Below are 18,212 nucleotides of genomic sequence, written 5' to 3'. Positions count from 1 at the left end.
GAGAAGACATGGCACCGAAGACGGAACTCGCCTCGCTCGCCCAGGAGATCCTGGAGCTCGAGTCCGAGACCTTCGAGATCTCGGACTACTCGGACGCGAGCGAGGTCGTCCTCGCCGGTTCGACCAGCTCCAGCAGCACCAGCACCTGCTCCAGCACCACGAGCACCACCAGCTGCTCCGCCTGATCGGTTCACCGATCGGAGCGTGGCCGCCCGGCACAGCCCCCTGCGACAGCAGGGGGCTGTTTCGCCGTTCATCAGGGAAAGGGGTGCGGCACCATGCGGAGTTCGGCGTCCGTCAGATCGGTCGACCGCCATCCGGCACGCCGGAAGGCGGATCGCATGCGCGGCATGTGCGGCGCCCGCTGTCTGGACCAGCCGAAGTCGATGGGGAGCAGACCGGGGACGACGGTGGAGACGGTGGTCAGCCCCATCCGTTCCTGCTCGGGCGAGGTCTGGTCGACGACGATCACATCGAAGCCCGCCCGTACCAGCTCGTCCCGGCACAGCAGCACGTCGTCCCGCAGATCCCCCGAGCGCGGCCGGACCCGCTGCCAGTCCCGGTAGACGTCCCCGAGCGGCCGTACGGCCACGGGCTCCAGGTACTCCCGGGCGTGGGCTGCCATCGCGGGAAGGCCGAACAGCCGGGCGTGGTGGGTCAGATGCCGCACCCGGGAGAAGTCCTGTGCCATCGCCTCCAGCTCGTCGCGGTCCTCCTCCACCTGCCGGTCCAGATGCGGGATGTAGCTGAGGACCTCGGAGAGGGCCGCCTCGACGGCGTCCTCCGGATCGAGCCGCGCGCCGGCGGCGAAGGAGAGCGTTCCCGGGCCGCCGTCCCGGCGCACGGCGAGCCCGGTGACGACGGGCACCGCCAGGTCCACCCGGTTGTCGAAGGCGTGGACGTCGTACCCCTGGAGCGCGGCCCGGGCGGTCATGGCGCGCACCGCCTCGCCGCGGCAGGAGTCCAGGTCGATCTCGGTGAGGCGGGCCCGGCCGTACCAGGCCAGCAGGAACGCGTCCCGCTCGATGAGCTCCAGCAGTCCGAACAGGACCGCCTCCTCCAGACAGCTCCCGGTGGCGCACCCGTTGGAACTCTCGAAGGCGAAATTGTCCGACGCGAGCCCGGCACCGTAGTGCACCAGCCGGGTGGGGACCCAGACCGGGTGTTCGTCGCGCAGCGAGTGGCCCCGGACCCAGGGGATCGTCCGCGCCGGGTCGAAGGGGGCCACCATCGGATCGTCACGGTAGGTCCGGGGTGCGTACGTACCGCACGCGCGCGGGTCGACGGCGTGTTCGCCGCGGGCGCGCAGGCCGTCGTAGGAGTCCTCCACCACCTGCCCGCCGCGCCGCCGGTGGATTCCCGCGTACCGTTCGAGCCCCTCCAGGAACGCCAGATCGCGGCTGGCCTCGAAGGAGTTCGCCTGGCCGCTCCAGGTGACGTCGGACAGGCCCGCGTAGGTGCGGACGAAGACGCTGCCCGCCACCGGCGCGGTCGTCGGTGAGGTCACATTGAGCCAGGTACCCTCGCCCAGTGCCCCGCAGACCGGGTTGGCCAGGGCGCCCGTCGGCATCGGGTAGGACTTCGCCGATCGCAGCCGGTAGCGGTCCGGAGCGGGTTTCGGCCGCGAGCGCAGGGTGACGTGGGCCGTCTCGGTCGCGGCGGGGGCGGCAGGGGTGGGCGGTGAACAGTGCGGGCACCGCGGTTCGGCCAGCAGTGGCAGCGTCGTGACGCGCAGGGTCGCCAGGTCGACCCGGGAGATCTGGGGCAGCGGGAGGTCGGCGGCGGTGTGCCAGTCACCGGCCGGCCGCCCGGCCGCCGCCGGACGGCCGGAGTGCAGGACCGCCTCGCACACCGCCCACACCGCGTCGACGGCGAAGTCCGGCAGGACCGGCCAGTCGCCCACCGGACGCGGGTCGGTGCCGACCTCCAGCGCGTCGCGCTCGGACCGGGACCGCAGCCGCTGCCAGCGCCGGGCCAGACAGCCGCCGCACGCGGCGGTGGCCGCGTCGGTCGCGCCCCACGGGCCGATCAGCACCGCCTGCGCGGTGAGGTGGACGTTCGCGTCGCCGCGGGAGGCGGCGTGCGGGTCTCCTTCCGCGCGGAACGCGTCCGCCGCGCCGAGGGGGACGACGAGAGGCGGGCGCGCGGAGGCGTTCCGGGGGCGGGTGTCGAAGCGTGCGGTGAGCGCCCGCTGGAGATGGCGCCTGGCCTCTTCCAGCGGCGCGGGGGCAAAGACGTCGGTGCTCATGTGTCGTTGCTCCAGCGGAAGGTCCTCATGGCCAGCAGCCCGAAGGCCAGGGCGAAGACGGCGAGTCCGGCGCAGGCCAGGCCGGTGCTGCCGAGACCGGCACGGCCGGAGACCGCCGCCGAGATGCCGTCGTTGAGATACCGCAGCGGCAGCACCCGGGAGAGCGACCGCAACCACGAGGGCATGGCGTCGATCGGGAAGAACGACCCGGACAGGAAGGCCATCGGCACCATCACGCAGTTGGCGACCGCCGCCACCGCCTCCGGCGTGTTCGCCCGGGAGCCGATCACCATGCCGATGGCGAGGAACGCGGTGATGCCCAGCACCAGGACCGGCAGCCCCAGCGGCCAGGTGGAGCTCAGCCGCAGCCCGAACACCGGCAGCAGCGCCACGCCGATGAACAGCACCGCCTGGACCACGCCGATGACCAGCGCCACCACATAACGGGAGGCCAGTACCGAGGTCAGCGGGGTCGGCGACATCCGGACGAGCCGCAGCAGATCGTCCTTGCGCCACTGCATGAGCGTGAACGCCACCCCGAACACGGCCGCGTTGCCCACGCCCCAGGACAGCACGCCCGGCGCGATGTAGTCGATGTAGCCGCGGCCGCTCTGTTCGACGGTCTGTCCCCGGAAGATCAGCCCGAAGACGACGAGAAAGATCAGGGGGAAGGCGAAGGTGAAGAAGACCGTCGTCTTGTCGCGGACCGAGGCCCGGTAACTGGCCGCGGTCAGTGCGCCGTACGCGCTCATGCGTGCTGCTCCGATCCGGTGAGTTCGAGGTAGACGTCCTCGAGGGTGGCGGTGCGGGTCCGGACCCCGTCGAGGCCCGCGACCTCGCCGACGGCGGCCAGCACGGGCCCGGCCGCGCGGGTCTCGATGACGACCGAGTCGCCCTCCGCGCAGACCCGGTCCACACCCTCGATCCGCTCGGCCCGCTCCACCGTGATGCGGTCGGCGGGGACCAGCAGCCGGGTGGGCGCCTTCGCCGCGCCGACCAGCCGGCCGGGGGAGTCCAGGGCGACCACCGAGCCCGCGACGACGATGGCCACGCGGTCGCACAACGCCTCGGCCTCGTCCAGATGGTGGGTGGTGTAGACGATGGTGCGACGCTCGCCCTTCAGTGCGCGCAGCACCTTCCACAGATCGCGGCGCGCCTGCGGGTCGAGGGCGGCGGTCGGCTCGTCCAGGAAGATCAGTTCGGGGCCGTGCACCAGCGCGGAGGCGATGGCGAGGCGCTGCCGCTGTCCGCCGGAGAGCACCTCGACACGGATGTCGGCCTGGCCGAGGAGACCCACGAGTGACAGGGTCCGCTCCACACTTTCCCGTCCGACGCCGTACAGCGCGGCCACCGTCGACAGGTGCTCACGGGCCGTCAGGCGGGTGAAGAACGCCGAACTCTGGGTCTGCACGCCCAGCCGCGGCAGCAGCGCCATGTTCCGTGGCCAGGGGGGAAGGCCCAGCACCGACACCGAGCCGGAGTCCGCCTCGCGCAGTCCCTCCACGATCTCTATCAGCGTCGTCTTCCCGGCGCCGTTGGGTCCGAGCACACCGAAGAACTCGCCGCGCCCCACGGTGAGCGAGATCCCGGCCACCGCCTGGACGTCTCCGTACCGCTTGCGTACGTCCTCCAGCACGATGGCGGGCCCGTCCGGCCTTGCTTGTGTCATGTGGTCCTCAACTCTGGTGAAGCGACTTCTCGCGGGGGGATCCGGGGAAAGCCGGGGGAATTCCGGGGCAAGGGGGTGGGCGGTTCAGCGGGCTCGGCCGCGGCGGGCCCACGGGCCGGTCACCGCGACCAGCACGGCGACGAGCAAGGCGGGTACGACGGCGGCGAGCACGCCGTAGCGGTCCGCCAGGAAGTGGTGGCACAGCAGCACGAACCCCACGCCGCTGCCGCCGACGAGCGCCACCGACCCCACGCCGTACGCGGCGTACGCGATCCGTGCCCCGCGTGGGTACGCGCCGACGCCGGGGCCACGTCGCAGGACGCCGGCGGACAGCAGCCGCAGGAAGCGCCGGCTCTCGGTCGCGTAGTCGGCCATGCCCAGCGCGTGGGCGAGCATCCGGTAGCCGTCCAGCGGGGGCAGGGGTACCAGATTGACCAGCGCCTGTGCCGTGCCGAGGGTCAGCAGGCCCGCCACGGCTGCGCGCACCGGGTCCCCGGCGGGCAGCACGGCCCACAGCGCGGCGAAGGGCAGCAGGAACACCAGGTTCATGACGGTGCCGGCCACCGCGGTGGCCACCTGCGCCCACCGGGTGCGCAGATACAGGTAGTTCCCGACCTCGCAGTACATGAACACCATGGGCAGGTGCCAGCGCAGTCCGATCTCGCCGACGGTGCCCCCGAAATGCCGGGCGACCACCCCGTGCGCCAACTCGTGCAGCGCGGTGCTCACCCACAGCAGGCTGAACACCGCGAGCAGCGGCACCGGACGGCTCAGCAGCCAGCCCGTGTCCCGGACGAACCCGTCCAGGTGCAGGACGAGCGTCGTCTCCATGACCCCGACCAGCGCCAGCACCGGCAGCAGGAAACGGGCGGACAGCGCGAAGCCGGTCGCCCGGTACAGCCGTTCGGTGGCGGCACCGGCGTCGGCGACGAGCCGGAGTTTGCCTTTCCACAGTGTCGGAGGGGGTGGCGGCTCCACCGGCGCGGCGGCGACCGGCTCGGCCCCCACCAGCAGACCGCGCTCCCACAAAAGCCCCAACAGCCGCCGCCAGTGGGCCTCGCCCAGCGAGCGCCCGAAGTACCGGGCGTACTCCTCGCCGATCCCGGCCAGGCTGCGCTCCCCGTCGAGACGGGCCATCAGGAAGCACTCCTTGGGCCCGACCTCGAAGGACTTCCCGCTCACCGGGTCCTTCACCACATGGATACGGGCCGCCCCCCGCCGCATCCCCGGGCTGAGCAGCACCTCGGGGCGGAGCGCCGGCCGGTGTTCCGGCGGCACCGGCTCCGCCCCGGCCTCGTCGTGCCGCCGCCGCGCCGGCACGCTCATCGCCCGGCCTCCTCTCTCCTCGGGGCGGGCGGCGCGTACTCGCGCAGCGCCCGCCCCAGGGCGTGGGACAGATAGGCCTCGTCGCGGATCGTCACATGCAGCCGGTTGTTGGTCATGTGCATGTATGGCGACAGGAGCAGCGGCAGTGACACGGCGGGGTCCGTGATCCGCTCGTCCCGGGTGCCGTCCCACGAACGGAAGACCAGGCCCTCGCCCGTGGTCAGGGCGGCGGCACGACTCCGCAGTTCGTGGCAGTGCCGGGCCCAGCCGCTCAGGAAGCCCGGCAGCCGGTCCGTCCCGCCGTGGCCCACCGCCGTGCGGACCGCCTCGAAGCGCCGGCCGAGCCCGGAGCCCATCGACTCGTACGCCCGGTCGTAGGTGTCGGAACCGATGAGGTCGGTGCCGGAGAACGCCTTGTGCCAGAAGGCGTGATAGCGGTCCAGGTAGTCGATCAGCTCCGCCCGGTCGGGCAGGAAGACGCCGGCCATCACCATCATCAGCTGAGCCGCCGTGCCCAGCCGGACCGTCCGCAGATGCAGATTCATGTCGCGCACCGCTTCGATGACCAGCTCACTGGAGTGCCGGAAGTGCCACTCCGCGAGCTCCACCCCGGCCGGGCCCCCGTACTTGCCGTACTCCGGCTCGTACGGCTCACGGCTGAAGCTGTTGTTCGGGCGCAGCCGCATCCGGCCGTCGGGGGCGAGGAAGCCGCCCCGCTCCTCCTCGGCGAACTCCAGCTCGAACAGCGTGTTGTAGAACTCGTTGAGGAACCCGGAGGAATCCACCTCGTACAACGCCGGACGTTCCCGCAGGAAGCGGCCGACCGCCCGCTCGGCACGGGCGAGGACCTCGTCCGTGGCCTGTGCCGTCGCCGGTCTCAGGCGCAGCCGTACATGCGGTCCCTCCAGCCAGTAGTTGATGAAGAAGTGGCCCGCGAGCAGTCCGTCGGCGGTCAGCTCGGCCAGGAGCGGGCTGACGCACTGGATCAGCAGGGGCCGCGGGTTGGCGGCGTAGTGGATGTGCAGGGCCTGCCACTCGCCCGTCGTCGTCTCGGGCATCTCAGTGCACCGGTTCCTTTCTGTCGGTCACGTCAGGCCCGTTGCGGGTGGTGCGCAGGGTCTCCACGGCCAGCTCGGCAACATGACGGCCGGCACCGGAGGCGACGTGCAGCTCGTTCTCGTCCGGCAGGGCCTCGCGGAACACCACCCGGTCCCGCTCACCGCCCTTGAGCAGGCCGTCCAGGGCGGTGAGGGAGAGATAGCTGTCGAAGTCGACGTAACTCGGCTTCGCCGGGGACGACGCCCGGGCCCCGCCCGCACGGGAGACCGTGGCGAACACACGGCGCGGCACCCCGTTCGCGCGTCGCCACCGCCGCCAGTCCACGAACCACCGCGCCTCGTCCCCCCGCGCCGACCACTGCGGCAGGGTCCCCGCCACGGTGGTCCAGCTGCGCCTGCTGAGGACGACGCCGCCGTACCGCACCCGGGGGCGGTGGGTCACCGCGCCGCCGTCGCCTCCCTCGGGCACCCCGCCCCAGACGTCGAGCGGGGCCATGGAGGTGGGCGAGAGCAGCAGCAGGGTGCGGGGAATCTCCGGCAGCGCGAGCGGGACGAGATAGCCGAGGTAGACCGGCACGACCTCGCACCCCAGCCGCCGGGACACCAGGACGAGGCGGTCGGCTGCCGCGTCGTGCTCGAGCGAGAGGTCGTCCAGATGGATCCGGCTGTCCTCCGGCCCCGAGCCGGTCTCGCCCGGGCAGACGATCTCGTAATCGGTGAGCCGCCCGTGCAGATTGAGATTGCTGGTGACCGACCCGCCGGTGATCTCCGCGAACACCGCGCCCTCGGGTGCGGTCGCGGCCGCGGCGCGCCGGAGCCGGTCCGTGAGGCCGCCCTCGCCCCCGTCCGGATAACAGTGCGTGAAGCGGCTGAAGGGAAACGCGAGCCCGCCGTAGGACTGGTTGAGCACCGCCAGCGGATCGCCGTCCCGCCGCACCAGTTGGACGAAGTGGCTCTGTGGGAGGAAGTCGGGTGCCACGGGCGCGAGTTCGGCAGCGACCGCGTCGATGAAGTCGTCGTCGAGACGGACCTCCTCGGCGCCCCGCGCGGAGTCCCACACACCGCGCATGCCCTCCACCCACCGGGTGCGGGCGCGGTCGACGGCGGTGATGCCCGGCAGCGCGAGCCAGTTGGCCTCCGGTACGTACGCGCCGTCCTCGTCGAAGGGCTTCCGGCGCGCGGTGAACGTCAGGTACTGCTCGTAGAAGTCCTCATGGAAGTCGTGGACCAGCTTCAACAGGTCCGTGCACCGGCCGCCGCTGCCGTAGCGGGCCACGAAGAAGCCCTTGAGCGTGATGCGCTGCGGCAGGGTCAGATCGAAGGCGGGCAGGATCCGCTCGACGTCCCGCAGCGCGTCCAGTGGGCCGGGTGCGCCCTGCGGCCCCACCGCGCAGCTCACGTCGGTGCGGCCGGCGGTGACGTCCTCGTACAGGAGGGTCTGCGGAAGTCCCGGGGCGGAGGGCGTGTGGTCACCGCCCAGATCCCGCTGAATGCTCCGCAGCGCGTCCCGCAGTTCCGTCAGCAGCTCCCGGCGGCGGGCGAGGCCGGCGGTGGGATAGGCGTCGACGCAGGCGAGGGGCCGGGCCAGGGCATCCGCGAGGCGGTCCGCCCAGGGGCGGTCCAGGGCCCGCAGCGCGTCACGGAACGACCGCAGCGGGTCGGCGCTGTGGACGTCGGTGCGCAGGCAGGGCACGTCCAGCATGCCGAGTTGCAGCAGCGCGGTGACATAGCGCTCGCTCTCCTCGGTCCCGGCGCCCTGCTCGTCGCTCAGCCGGCGCACCAACTCGCCGTAGCGCGGTGCGGGCCCCTGGGCGAACAGGCCCAGCAGTCGCTCCAGCGTTCCGCTGCGGCGCAGGAAGAACAGCTGGTCACCCGCCGCGTCGAAGGTGACGGCCGCCTGGTCGTCCCCGGCGGTGACCTGGCGCCGGACATAGCGGATCCGGTCGTCGTCGAGCTCCCAGCCCGAGGCGAGGGAGACCGGGAGGTCGGCCCGCCGCCCGGGGTCGGCGGCTATCAGCTCGGCCAGGCGGGCCAGGGCGACCACATTGAGCCGCGGATGGCTGTGCCACTCCTCGGGGACCAGGGTGATCTCCTCGCCGCCGCTGACCAGCTCGCCCGGGGTCACCGCGGTGAAGGTGCTGAACGGACTGGTCTTGCAGGCCGTCCGGTAGAGATAGGCCAGGGCCGAGCGCTCGACCTTGCGCAGCCGCTTGTCCGGCGGGGCCGCCGGGTCGTGGGCCGCGTACGCGTCGAGCCTGCCCTCCAGCGTCGGCGAGGCGAGCAACAGCCCCCGTCGCAGCCGCTCCGCACCGATCAGGCGACGCAGCGCGGCCCGCGTCCGGACGGCCTCCTCGGCGAGCACGGACCCGCCGGCGGCGTGGAGTTCCGCCAGCCGTCGCCCGTCGCGGACCCAGTCGGCCACCTCGCGCGCCAGCGTGCCCTCGGGGTCGGCACCGGCCACCAGGGTCACGGCGGCGTCGCCGTCCCGCGGCGGGCGCCCGTTGAAGAGCCGACGGCGCAGGTCCAGCAGCCCGCGGCGTTCCCCGTCGTCCAGGATGTCCTTGACCAAGGGATGCAGCCGGTCGCTGAGTTCGGCGCCACGGGCCAGCAGCCGGTCCTCCTCGTGCAGCACACGGTCCGCCCACCGGCTGCTGTCGGGGCAGCGCAGGGCAGCCACCGACTCGATGGGCAGCCCCGCGACGCGGAGCATGAACTGCCGGCGGAGGGTCCACGACGCGGTGTCCGCGTCCCGGGCCGTCGGGGTGCCGGGGGATGTCACGGCGGGGGATGTCACGTGGTCTCTCCTCCTGTCCGGGTCAGGCGATCTCGTAGCGGAAGTCGGCCGTGCCCGGCCGCTCATGGCCGATCAGCATGACCAGCAGCGGTGCCTCACCGGTCGCCGCGAGCCCCAGCTCCTCGACGAAGGAGAGGTTGTCGAAGCCGAGCGCGACCCCGCTGCCGAGCCCCAGCGCGGTGGCGGTGGTGTAGAAGGTCTGGGCGACCGCCCCGATCGTGGCGTTCACCAGCCGGTACCCCCGGTCGCCCACCGCGTCGAGCACGGCCGTGGTGCGCACGGCGGGGACGACGACGGCCCCGGCCTGCTCCAGGTTGTAGTTGGACAGGAAGTAGTTGCGCTGGAGGAAGCCGCCCGGCGGACCGGGCTTGATCAGCACCAACTCACCGGTGGCGGGGTCGTAGGCGTACGCGCCCGGGGCGATGGACCGCACATGGTTGACGAAGACGTACAACCGGGTCAGCCGTGTCCCGCCCGCACCGTCACCGGCGTCGCTGTCGAGGGACGCGGCCGCGCAGGCGGCCAGCGTGGCGGCCAGGTCCTCGCCCTCGACCGGGCGCCGGGCGTCGAACCGGCCGAAGCTGCTGCGGCGCCCGCGCAGCGCCTCGCGCACCCCCATCTCCGGCGGTCGCGGAGCCGGCAGGGCGAGACGCTCCCCGTCGGGCACGGCCGCCACCGCGGCGGGCAGCAGCGCACCGGGGGCCGGGCGGTCCGTGGCGTTCTCGGCGGTCGCCGCCTGGATCCGCCGTACGGTCTCGAAGGTCAGCACCCGCCGGGAACGCTCGCTGTCTTGACGGCGCACGGACGGCGCGTCACCGGCCACCGTCGCAGGACGGACCGCCGCGGGGCGCGTCCGCTCCCAGCGGAGCGGGACGACCGCGAAAACGCCCTCGTCCTCGATCGACACCCCGAGCAGCCGGCCCAGCCGCTCCTCGTCGAACCACAGGGCGGGCTCGACCCGCAGCCCCCGGGCGCGCGCCCAGATGCGCCACGTCTGCAGGGCGGCGCCCACGTCCATGCTCACCGCGTGCATGGAGAAGCTGTTGTATTTGAAGGAGTTCTGCCAGAACTTCACCCCCAGGACGAGGAACTGGTCGCATTCCTCGGAGAGTTCGGGGTCCGCGAGGGCCCCGCGCACCTCGGCGGTGACGTCGCCCGCCAGCAGGCGCTGCATCGCGTGGTGGGTCGTCGAGTAGTGGTACACCCCCGGGGCCAGGGGGCCGGCGGCACCCGAGACCCAGTAGACGGTGACGGGGTAGAGGCCGCCTCCCGAAGCGGTGCCGCGGGAGAAGTTCGCGTCGGTGTAGCACGGCAGGGACGGCAGATCGGTGTTGGCCTGGACCCTGAGGCGGCGGCCCACCCGGCCGTAGGAGTCCAGCAGCATGCCGCCGAGCAGGGGCAGCGTGAACGCGTCGTCCCGCTCGGCGCCGTCCGGCAGGACACCGGCCCGCACGGTCGCGGTGGCCGGGCAGTCCCCCTCCGGCAGCGGGAAGGACTCGGCCCCCGGATAGAACTTGCCCTTGCGCGGCCGGTCCGACCAGTCGGGCACAAAGCTGACGGGTTCCATGTGAACCCGGCCGCGCTGCATGATCGCAGCCGCGTATTCATGGGCGAAACCCATGGGAACTCCTTGTCTGGGCGTTGTCGGTCGCGAGCCGGTTGTCCGGGGTCACGGAAAGGGATGCGGGGCGGGATTGAGCTCACCGGGCAGCAACTCCCGCTCGCGCAGCCCCGCCTCGTGCAGGGCCGTGCGCGTGCGGGACATCCGCAGCGCCCGCTGGCGCCGCCATCCGAAGTCGATGGGGACCAGCCCGGGGACGAGGACGCTCACGGTGTGCAGTCCCAGGTCCCGCTGCTCGGGCAGTGTCTGGTCGACGACGATCACATCGAAGCCCGCCGCGGCCACCGCGTCGACGCAGGTACCCACATCGGTCGCCAGGTCGCCCGAGACCGGCAGCACGGGCCGCTGCGGACCGTAGAGCTCCGCGACGGCGAGCTTCGGTTGCCGGGGCGCGCCCGCCGCACCGAGCAGGAACGACGCGTGGTGCGCCATCTCGGGGAGCCCGTAGACGAGCGGATGGTCGTGCAGCGCCAGCACCTTGTCGAAGTCGGCTGCCATCGCGCGCAGCCGCTCCCCGTCGCGCTCGGTCCTGCCGCGCAGGTTCACGGCGTCGGTCGCGATCTCGCAGAGCCCGCCGCTGATCGCCGCCTCGGGGTCCAGGCCCGCCCCCGCGCCGAAGCACAGGGCGCCGGGCCCGCCGTCCCGCCGGACGGCGACCGCGGTCACCACCGGGATCGGGAACGTCACCCGGGTGTCGAAGAACCGTGCCTCGTACCCGTACATCTCCAGCCGGTCGACCATCTGCCGGGTCCGGGGGTCGCGGCTGGAGCGCGGGTCGATCTCCGGGAGCGCCGCCCGCCCGTACCAGGCCAGCAGGAAGGCGTCCCGCTCGATCACCTCCATCAGGCCGAAGTAGACGGCCTCCGCCAGACTGCCGCCCGAGGCACAGCCGTTGGAGCTCTCCTGCACGAAGCGGTTCTCCAGGCCGGGCGTGCCGTAGTACGTCAGCACCTCCGGCACCAGCACCGGGCGCCGGTCCCGCAGGGAGTGACCCCACACCCACGGAATGCGCCGGTCCGGGGAGAAGGGCACCACGTCGGGGTTGTCGCGGTGGAACTTTGGGTCGTACAGGCCGCACACACGCGGGTCCAGCGCCGTCTCGCCCAGCGACTCCCAGGACGCCACCACCCCGGTCGTCCTGGCCCGGGCCCGCATGCCCGCGGCACGTTCGAGGCCCTCCAGGATCCCGACGCGCTCGCTGTGCGCGTAGGAGTCGGCGTGACCGCCCCAGAACGTCTCCCGGAGGTAGGTTCCGGAGCGCAGTTCGAAGCACCCGACGGTGGCGGCGGTGGACGCCGAGCCCACGTCGTGCACGACGGCGGGGCCGAGCGCGCCGCAGACCGGGTTGGCGAACGCCTCCGCCGGCAGGTCGTACGTCTCGATGCCGCGGAGCCGGAACGAACCGGGCCGGTGCTCGGGCGTCGGCCGCAGCTCCACCGCCGCGGCCCGCGGGCTGTCGGGGACGCGCCGCCCGCAGTCGGGGCACTCCGCGTCCGGCACCAGCAGCCTGCGGCTCACCCGGAGCGTCTCCAGGTCCACGAGGTGGACGGCGGCGAAGGGCCCCTCGTCGGCCCGGTCGGCCGCCTGGGCCGCCACGATCAGCGCGGCGATCGCGTCGGCCGCGAACGGTGTCGCATAGGGCGCGACGCCCGCCGCCCGGGTGCCGGAACCGAGCTCCAGGGCGTCCCGCAGCGAGCGCCGCCGCACCGACTGCCAACGGCGGGCCAGACACCGCGCGCAGGGCCGCCGCCCGCCGCCGGGGCGGGGGAGCGGACCGACCAGCGCGTGGTGACCGTAGAGCAGCAGGGGCACGGCCGCCGGGTCGGACGGCGCCGACGGACCGGCCGTCAGCTCGTCGCGTACGCCCAGCGCCGACACCTCCAACCGCACCGGCCCGGCCACCCGCCCCCGCAGCGCCCGCCGTACGGCGTCGCCCAGGGCCCGGCAGGACGCCTCTTCGAGGCCGGGCGCTCCGGCGGCGCCACCGCTAGGCACGGGCCGCCCCTGAAGTGAGCAGCACCCGGGCCGTGATGATGCCGCCGGCCGCCAGATCGGCCGGGCCGGTGGGCACGGCCAGGGCGTCCCGGCCCGCCGACCGCAGCCGCGCGAGCACCGCCGGGTAGGAGGTGGCCTCGGCGCCGAGGGCGGCGCTCTCCCCGGTGACGGCCAGGGCCTCGGGGGCGAGGTCCCCCAGCAGCGGGTCGCCGGTGTCGGCCGACTCGCCCTCGGGGAGCTCCCGTTCGAACTGGGCGCGGCCGAGCAGATCGCGGACCGCCGCGGCCGCTGCGTCCCGCCAGCCGAGTTCCCCGGCCACGGCCCAGAGCCCGGCCCCGCCACGCGGGTCGGCGGCGCGGCACAGCAGGACGTGGGCCGAGGAGCGCGCCCGCTCCCCGAGGTCCAGCAGCTCGATACCGATGCCGAGGTTGCGGGCGGAGGCGAGGAGGAAGACCAGCTCCGCGTCGTCCCCGACGGTCTCGGCCGCCACGCGCGTCACCTGCCCCGAGCCGCGTACCGCGTGCCCCAGGGCGTCGTGGGTGAGAGCGGACAGCAGCCCGCGGCCCGCCGCCGCGGCGGCTGTCGGCCCCGCGCCCGTACCCGCGGAGGTGGGGACGTACAGTCGGTGGCGGTTGTAGGGGCCGAAGGTGCGCACGGCCCCGGCCGGTACGAGCGCCGGCTCCTTGGTGAGCAGTGAGGTCGCGGGGACCCAGTGCGCCACCTGGCCGGGGCCGGCGGGAAGCCCGCTGGCGACGGAGTACGCGGCGGGGTCCGGGGCGTGTTCCAGCTCGGCGGCGGTGACGCTCTCGGTGGTGCGGACCCCCTTCAGCGGGGCGACGTGCTCGGTGTAGACGGCGGCGGCCGCGTCCAGGGCCTTCAGCCGGGCGCCGGCCACCGTGTGGATGTCGAACGCGGCGATCTGCCGCCGGGCGGTGTGCCCGACGGACAGGCTCACGCTGCCGACCTTCAGCGGGGTCTGGGTCCAGGGCTCGTCGGTGAACCGGTGGAACACACCGGTGTGCGGCCGGACCAGCACCTGACGGCCGTTGAGCTCAGCGAGCAGCGCGTCGGGGTCGACCTCCACCGTGGCGGGGGCCCGCTCCGGCCCCGGCAGGGCCTCCAGGGCGAGGTCCTCGGGCGTCTCGTCGCGGTCGGCGCAGAACGGGCAGCGCGGGTGCGGCAGCAAGGGTTCCGCGACGACGTCGAAGGAATCGGCGTCCTGGACGATGACCTGCCCGCGTGTCTCGGCGGGCAGCGCCTCGGTGGCGAGCCGGAAGATCTCGTACCCGAGGAGATTGCCGATCATCGCCGACAGGCTCCGGCCGGGCAGCTCGTCCACCGGCGCCCCGGCCGTGGGCAGGGCCAGCCCGCTCCACAGCTCGGCCGCCGCGCCCGCGTCGCCGTTGGCGCCGAGCCGCAGCACGGCGCAGGCCCAGCAGCCGGTGGTGCCGGACGCCATCAGCGGGCCGACGACCGCGTGGGAGCCGAACATCGAGGCGGGCAGCAGATACGTGCCCTCGGGGACACCGGCAGTCAACAGCCGCAGCAGCCGCCGGGATCCGGCGGGCCCGCCGGTGACCACGACGGCGTCGTACGCCGAGAGGTCCGCCCAGCCGAGGGTGCCGTCGGCGTCGCCCCCGCCGAGGAGGCCGATCTCCACCGGGCAGCCCTCGGCGGCCAGCGCCGACGCCTCGGCACGCACGTCCTCGAACCGGTTCGCCGGGCTGTCGGCGCCCGGCAGTACGTCGATCGACGCGCAGCCGTTGCGGACCAGAGCGAGGACGCACCAGCGGGCCACGAGATCGTCGCCGAGCACCGCCACCCGGGTGCCCCGGAACCGCTCGAAGCGCCGGGGCGCGTCGTCGACGTAGTGGTCGACGTAGGCAAGCTGCGCGGCGAAACGCCGGCCGACCTCGGGGGCGAGCGCCGTCGCCGCCTCGTCGGGGGCGGGGGCGTCGCGGGCGAACTTCCGCTCGTAGAGCGTCGTCACCAGACGGGCCACCATGGCCCGCTGCTTCTCCCCGAGCCCCCGGCAGATGTCCTCGACACGGTTCTCGCCGCTGAGGTGCGGGACGACCAGGGTGGCGAAGCGGTAGGCGGAAGGGGAATTGAGGTGGAACCCGCCGTGCGCGTTGTGGAACAGCACCCCGTCGGGGGTCTCGGTGAAGAGCACGTCCCGGCGGATGCGGGGCCGGGTCCGGGCGATCGCCTCATAGGCTTCGGACATGTGGAACACCTCTGTGGTCGGCGGCTACGGGGCAGGGGGAGTGTGAGGTCAGGGAAAGTCAGGGCGAGGTCGCGGCCGCGACGGTCGGCACGGCCGTCCGGTCGCCGGCGCCCGGCCGGGCGCGCGCGAACGCCCGGAGCAGCTCGTGCATGTGGTACTCACCGGCCGGCTCCTCCTCCAGCAACCCGGCGTCCACGAGCCGTTCCAGCGTCTCCTCGGCCTCCTGCGGCCCCACACCCAGAAGTCGGGCGCCCAGCCGGGCCGTGAGCCGTCGGCGGTCCCCGCGGCCGATCGCCTCGAACGCGTCGGCGAGGGGTGCGTCGAGCCGGTCGAGCGCGGTGGCGAACACCCTGGGCACCGACAGACGCGGGTCGCCGGCCAGGGACAGCCTGGTGACCGGGTCGTCCCGCAGCCAGGCCACGCAGTCCGCGACCCGCAGCCGCGGCCGGGTGAGGAGCCGGGCCGCCATGATGGTGAGGGCCAGCGGGAAGTGCCCGCAGCCGGCGGCGAGGAGCCGCAGCGCGTCCGGCTCGGCCTCGGCCCGCTCGGTGCCCAGGACGGCGGCCAGCAGCCGGCAGGACTCCTCCTCGGTGAGGGTGTCGAGCCGGTGCGCCCAACCGCCGTGCGCGGCGACCAGCCCGGCCAGACCGAGCCCGCTGGTGATGATCACCGCATCGCCCGCTCGGGCCGGCAGCAGCGGCCGCACCTGGTCCGCGTCGGTGACGTCGTCGAGCACCAGCAGCCGCCTGCGGCCGTGGTCCGGCCCGTCGTCCGGCCCCCCGTCCGCCCCGTGGTGCTCCCGCCGGGCGAGTGCCGAGGCGACCTCACCGGGGGAACGGGGGGTGCCGTCCGGGTGGGACATCGGCACCAGGAACCGGCCGCCGGGGAAGGCGTCGCGGGTCAGCAGCGCGATGTGCTGGGCGAGCGCGGTCTTGCCGATGCCGGGCGCGCCCGAGAGCACCACGGTGACGGGCCGGGAGGCGCCGGTGGTGAGCCGGGTGACGAGGGAAGCCGTCTCGGCCGCCCGCCCGGTGAAGTGCGGCACGGGTGCGATCGGCGATGCCGTCGGGGGTGGTGCGGTCAGGGCGGCTCGTGCCTTCGGTGGCGCCGGCGGGCCCTCGGCGGGCGGGAGACCCGCTGCCGCGGCGGTGGCGGCCGGGCCCTCGGCCGCGCCGCGGTCCTCTGGGGCGGGCGGGCCGATGTCGTCGCCCCGCAGAATGGTCAGTTCGAGCCGCTGCAGCGAGGAGCCGGGACTGACACCGAGTTCCTCCCGCAAATATCCCTTGACCGCACGGTATTCGGCCAACGCCTCGGCCTGCCGGCCGGACCGGTACAGGGCCTCGATGAGCTGTTCCCGGAACCGCTCGCGCGCCGGGTACGCCCGGGCCACGGTCCACAGTTCCGTGATGACCTGCTGGCACCGTCCCATCGACAGTTCGATGTCGCGGGCGCGCTCCACCGCCCGCAGCCGCTCCTCCACGAGATGCGGAATCTCGTCCCGGCGCAGCACATCGGAGGGCACATTGGCAAGGAACGGTCCCTGCCAGAGGGCGAGTGCCTCCTTGAGTGCCCGGAGTTCCGTATCGGGATCCCGCGCGGCCTCGGCGGATTCGAGCAGTTGCCGAAATCTCATGAGGTCGAGTGCCGCGGTCTCGATCGATATTCGATATCCGCCGGGGACCGACTCGATCAGCGCGTTGGCTATGCCGTACTTGACGAAGATGCGCCGCAGACGCAGCACGCAATTCTGCAGAGCCGCCTTTGCGGAGGCGGGTCGGTCGTCGCCCCAAATCGCGCTCTGCAGGAACTCGGTGGACACCACGGAGTTATGGCGGAGCAACAGGGCGGCGAGCAGAACCGTCGGCTTCGAGGGCTGCAGCACGACACTGTCACAACCGTCGGTAATACTCAACGGCCCGAGAACCTGGAATTGCATTCCGATGTGCCTCCGCGGATCTGTACGGCTTCGCACTGCGCCCGGCCGCCGCATACCGGTCCGCACCTGCGGACATGAGGCCAGATGGGAGGCGGGCGATGCCCTGTGCCGCCAGAGTGTGCACCAGATCGTCCGCCACTCGCAGTACCGAGAGTGTCAGTGACGGTTCTATGCTCGATTGCTAAAGCAAATAAGTATTGGCATCAACTAACGCATCCCTCATCCCTCTTGTCCTTTACTTGCCAAATGTTGGCGTGTTCTGGTGTTGATCATGTAGAACCTGATCTGCGACGGCGAGCGAAGAGGGGCAAGCGGAATGACGGAGAGTCAAGGGTGCGTCACGGGAACGCGAGGCTATTCGCGGCCCGGTGAAGAGCCCATGAGCCGACTGCTCCGCGCCTGGCGCGCCCGGATCGACCGCGCCTCCATACCCGAGTTGCGGGGACCCGGCTACCGGTCGAGAGGGCGGTTGTCGCAGGCGGACGTGGCTCGTCTGACGGGTGTGAGCGAAGGCTGGTACCGGGCCTTGGAAACCGGTGCCCACCGCGAATTCTCCGATGCCTTTCTGCTGCGCGTCGCGGCGGCGCTGCGGCTGAACGAGACCGAGACGCTCACGCTCTTCCTCGGCGTCTCCGGCCGCCGGCCGCCCACCGATCCGCCGCCCACGCACACCACCTCGGACCCGGCCCTGCTCTCGCTGCTGCACCATCAGGCGCCGCATCCGGCCTATCTGGCCGACGCCGCCTGGAACATCGTCGCGGCCAACGCGCCCATGGCCGAATGGTTCCCCTGGGTCAAGGGGCCCCGCCCCAATCTGATGCGCTGGGGGCTCACCTCGCGGGAGGCCCGTGAGCAGGTGCTCGACTGGGAGGAGAGCTGCGCGCGGGTGTACCTGGCCACGCTGCGCGTCGCGAGCTGTCAGGACCAGGGCAACACACAGCTCCAGGAACTGCTGCGGGAGGTCCTCGCCGCCGACGCCGTCTGCCGGCGGATCTGGGCGGAGGGCTACGAGGTCGCCGAACACCACGACGGCCGCCGGTTCCGGCTGCGCCTGCCGTGCCACCAGGGCGCGGAGGTCCTCGTCACCACGCAGATGTTCCTGCCCCTGCAGTCGCCCGGGCTGCGCTTCGTGGTCGTCACCCCGCTGACCCCCTGAGGTTCCAGAAGCAGGCCCCTTCCGTTCGTACACCGTTAAATCATTGATAATTCAGGCCATCTATGTAAGAAGCGAAGGAAAGTTTGCGGTATCTTCTTCGATGTTCCGGGGTCGTGACCGCGCGTCAGTTGTGACGCGCTCACGATCCCCGTCGAACACCCGTAGGCAGGTGGCGGGCTCTG

The 18,212-nt window shown here is 72.9% G+C and carries 12 protein-coding genes; 2 read left to right on the top strand and 10 right to left on the bottom strand.

The window, feature by feature from the left end; all coding sequences use genetic code 11:
* Positions 1-8: 8 nt before the first annotated feature.
* A complete protein-coding gene (locus ACZ53N_RS18755) occupies positions 9-185 on the top strand; it encodes a thiazolylpeptide-type bacteriocin (protein WP_130880361.1) in 177 nt (58 codons plus the stop codon).
* A 71-nt stretch (positions 186-256) separates the two neighbouring features.
* On the opposite strand, the gene ACZ53N_RS18750 is transcribed toward ACZ53N_RS18755, so the two are convergent.
* The 10 genes from ACZ53N_RS18750 to ACZ53N_RS18705 form a co-directional block, all read right to left on the bottom strand.
* Positions 257-2,248: a TOMM precursor leader peptide-binding protein gene (locus ACZ53N_RS18750; protein ID WP_469141932.1), complete on the bottom strand. Its 1,992-nt coding sequence runs from the start codon at positions 2,246-2,248 to the stop codon at positions 257-259.
* Entirely contained in the window at positions 2,245-3,000 is a 756-nt protein-coding gene (locus tag ACZ53N_RS18745; RefSeq protein WP_469141931.1) for an ABC transporter permease, read from the bottom strand. Before ACZ53N_RS18745 ends, ACZ53N_RS18750 begins: the two co-directional genes overlap by 4 nt.
* Entirely contained in the window at positions 2,997-3,917 is a 921-nt protein-coding gene (locus tag ACZ53N_RS18740) for an ABC transporter ATP-binding protein (protein ID WP_469141930.1), read from the bottom strand. Before ACZ53N_RS18740 ends, ACZ53N_RS18745 begins: the two co-directional genes overlap by 4 nt.
* A gap of 84 nt (positions 3,918-4,001) precedes the next feature.
* A complete protein-coding gene (locus tag ACZ53N_RS18735; RefSeq protein ID WP_469141929.1) occupies positions 4,002-5,243 on the bottom strand; it encodes a metalloprotease in 1,242 nt (413 codons plus the stop codon).
* The gene (locus ACZ53N_RS18730; protein WP_469141928.1) at positions 5,240-6,301 is read right to left on the bottom strand and encodes a lantibiotic dehydratase C-terminal domain-containing protein; all 1,062 of its coding nucleotides are present in this window, start codon (positions 6,299-6,301) and stop codon (positions 5,240-5,242) included. Before ACZ53N_RS18730 ends, ACZ53N_RS18735 begins: the two co-directional genes overlap by 4 nt.
* A gap of 1 nt (position 6,302) precedes the next feature.
* Positions 6,303-9,011 (bottom strand): lantibiotic dehydratase, encoded by a 2,709-nt coding sequence (locus ACZ53N_RS18725; protein ID WP_469141950.1) that lies wholly within the window; start codon positions 9,009-9,011, stop codon positions 6,303-6,305.
* A 106-nt stretch (positions 9,012-9,117) separates the two neighbouring features.
* Positions 9,118-10,716, bottom strand: a complete 1,599-nt coding sequence (locus tag ACZ53N_RS18720; protein ID WP_469141927.1) for a SagB family peptide dehydrogenase — start codon at positions 10,714-10,716, stop codon at positions 9,118-9,120.
* Between the two features lie 48 nt (positions 10,717-10,764).
* Positions 10,765-12,711: a TOMM precursor leader peptide-binding protein gene (locus tag ACZ53N_RS18715; protein ID WP_469141926.1), complete on the bottom strand. Its 1,947-nt coding sequence runs from the start codon at positions 12,709-12,711 to the stop codon at positions 10,765-10,767.
* Entirely contained in the window at positions 12,704-14,938 is a 2,235-nt protein-coding gene (locus tag ACZ53N_RS18710) for a TOMM precursor leader peptide-binding protein (protein ID WP_469141925.1), read from the bottom strand. Before ACZ53N_RS18710 ends, ACZ53N_RS18715 begins: the two co-directional genes overlap by 8 nt.
* A gap of 58 nt (positions 14,939-14,996) precedes the next feature.
* Entirely contained in the window at positions 14,997-16,820 is a 1,824-nt protein-coding gene (locus ACZ53N_RS18705) for an AfsR/SARP family transcriptional regulator (RefSeq protein ID WP_469141924.1), read from the bottom strand.
* 433 nt (positions 16,821-17,253) lie between these two features.
* Here ACZ53N_RS18705 and ACZ53N_RS18700 point away from each other — a divergent pair, with 433 nt between their 5' ends.
* On the top strand, positions 17,254-18,030 hold the full coding sequence (locus ACZ53N_RS18700; RefSeq protein WP_469141923.1) for a helix-turn-helix transcriptional regulator: 777 nt from the start codon (positions 17,254-17,256) through the stop codon (positions 18,028-18,030).
* Positions 18,031-18,212: the final 182 nt, after the last annotated feature.

The organism is Streptomyces sp. NPDC033229 (genome assembly GCF_055576875.1).
This window is presented reverse-complemented; position numbering and strand designations above follow the sequence as displayed.

Bases quoted from the DNA above. Each gene is read 5' to 3' on its own strand.
- ACZ53N_RS18755 (WP_130880361.1), top strand. From the start codon at position 9: ATGGCACCGAAGACGGAACTCGCCTCGCTCGCCCAGGAGATCCTGGAG.
- ACZ53N_RS18750 (WP_469141932.1), bottom strand. From the start codon at position 2,248: ATGAGCACCGACGTCTTTGCCCCCGCGCCGCTGGAAGAGGCCAGGCGC.
- ACZ53N_RS18745 (WP_469141931.1), bottom strand. From the start codon at position 3,000: ATGAGCGCGTACGGCGCACTGACCGCGGCCAGTTACCGGGCCTCGGTC.
- ACZ53N_RS18740 (WP_469141930.1), bottom strand. From the start codon at position 3,917: ATGACACAAGCAAGGCCGGACGGGCCCGCCATCGTGCTGGAGGACGTA.
- ACZ53N_RS18735 (WP_469141929.1), bottom strand. From the start codon at position 5,243: ATGAGCGTGCCGGCGCGGCGGCGGCACGACGAGGCCGGGGCGGAGCCG.
- ACZ53N_RS18730 (WP_469141928.1), bottom strand. From the start codon at position 6,301: ATGCCCGAGACGACGACGGGCGAGTGGCAGGCCCTGCACATCCACTAC.
- ACZ53N_RS18725 (WP_469141950.1), bottom strand. From the start codon at position 9,011: ATGCTCCGCGTCGCGGGGCTGCCCATCGAGTCGGTGGCTGCCCTGCGC.
- ACZ53N_RS18720 (WP_469141927.1), bottom strand. From the start codon at position 10,716: ATGGGTTTCGCCCATGAATACGCGGCTGCGATCATGCAGCGCGGCCGG.
- ACZ53N_RS18710 (WP_469141925.1), bottom strand. From the start codon at position 14,938: ATGTCCGAAGCCTATGAGGCGATCGCCCGGACCCGGCCCCGCATCCGC.
- ACZ53N_RS18700 (WP_469141923.1), top strand. From the start codon at position 17,254: ATGAGCCGACTGCTCCGCGCCTGGCGCGCCCGGATCGACCGCGCCTCC.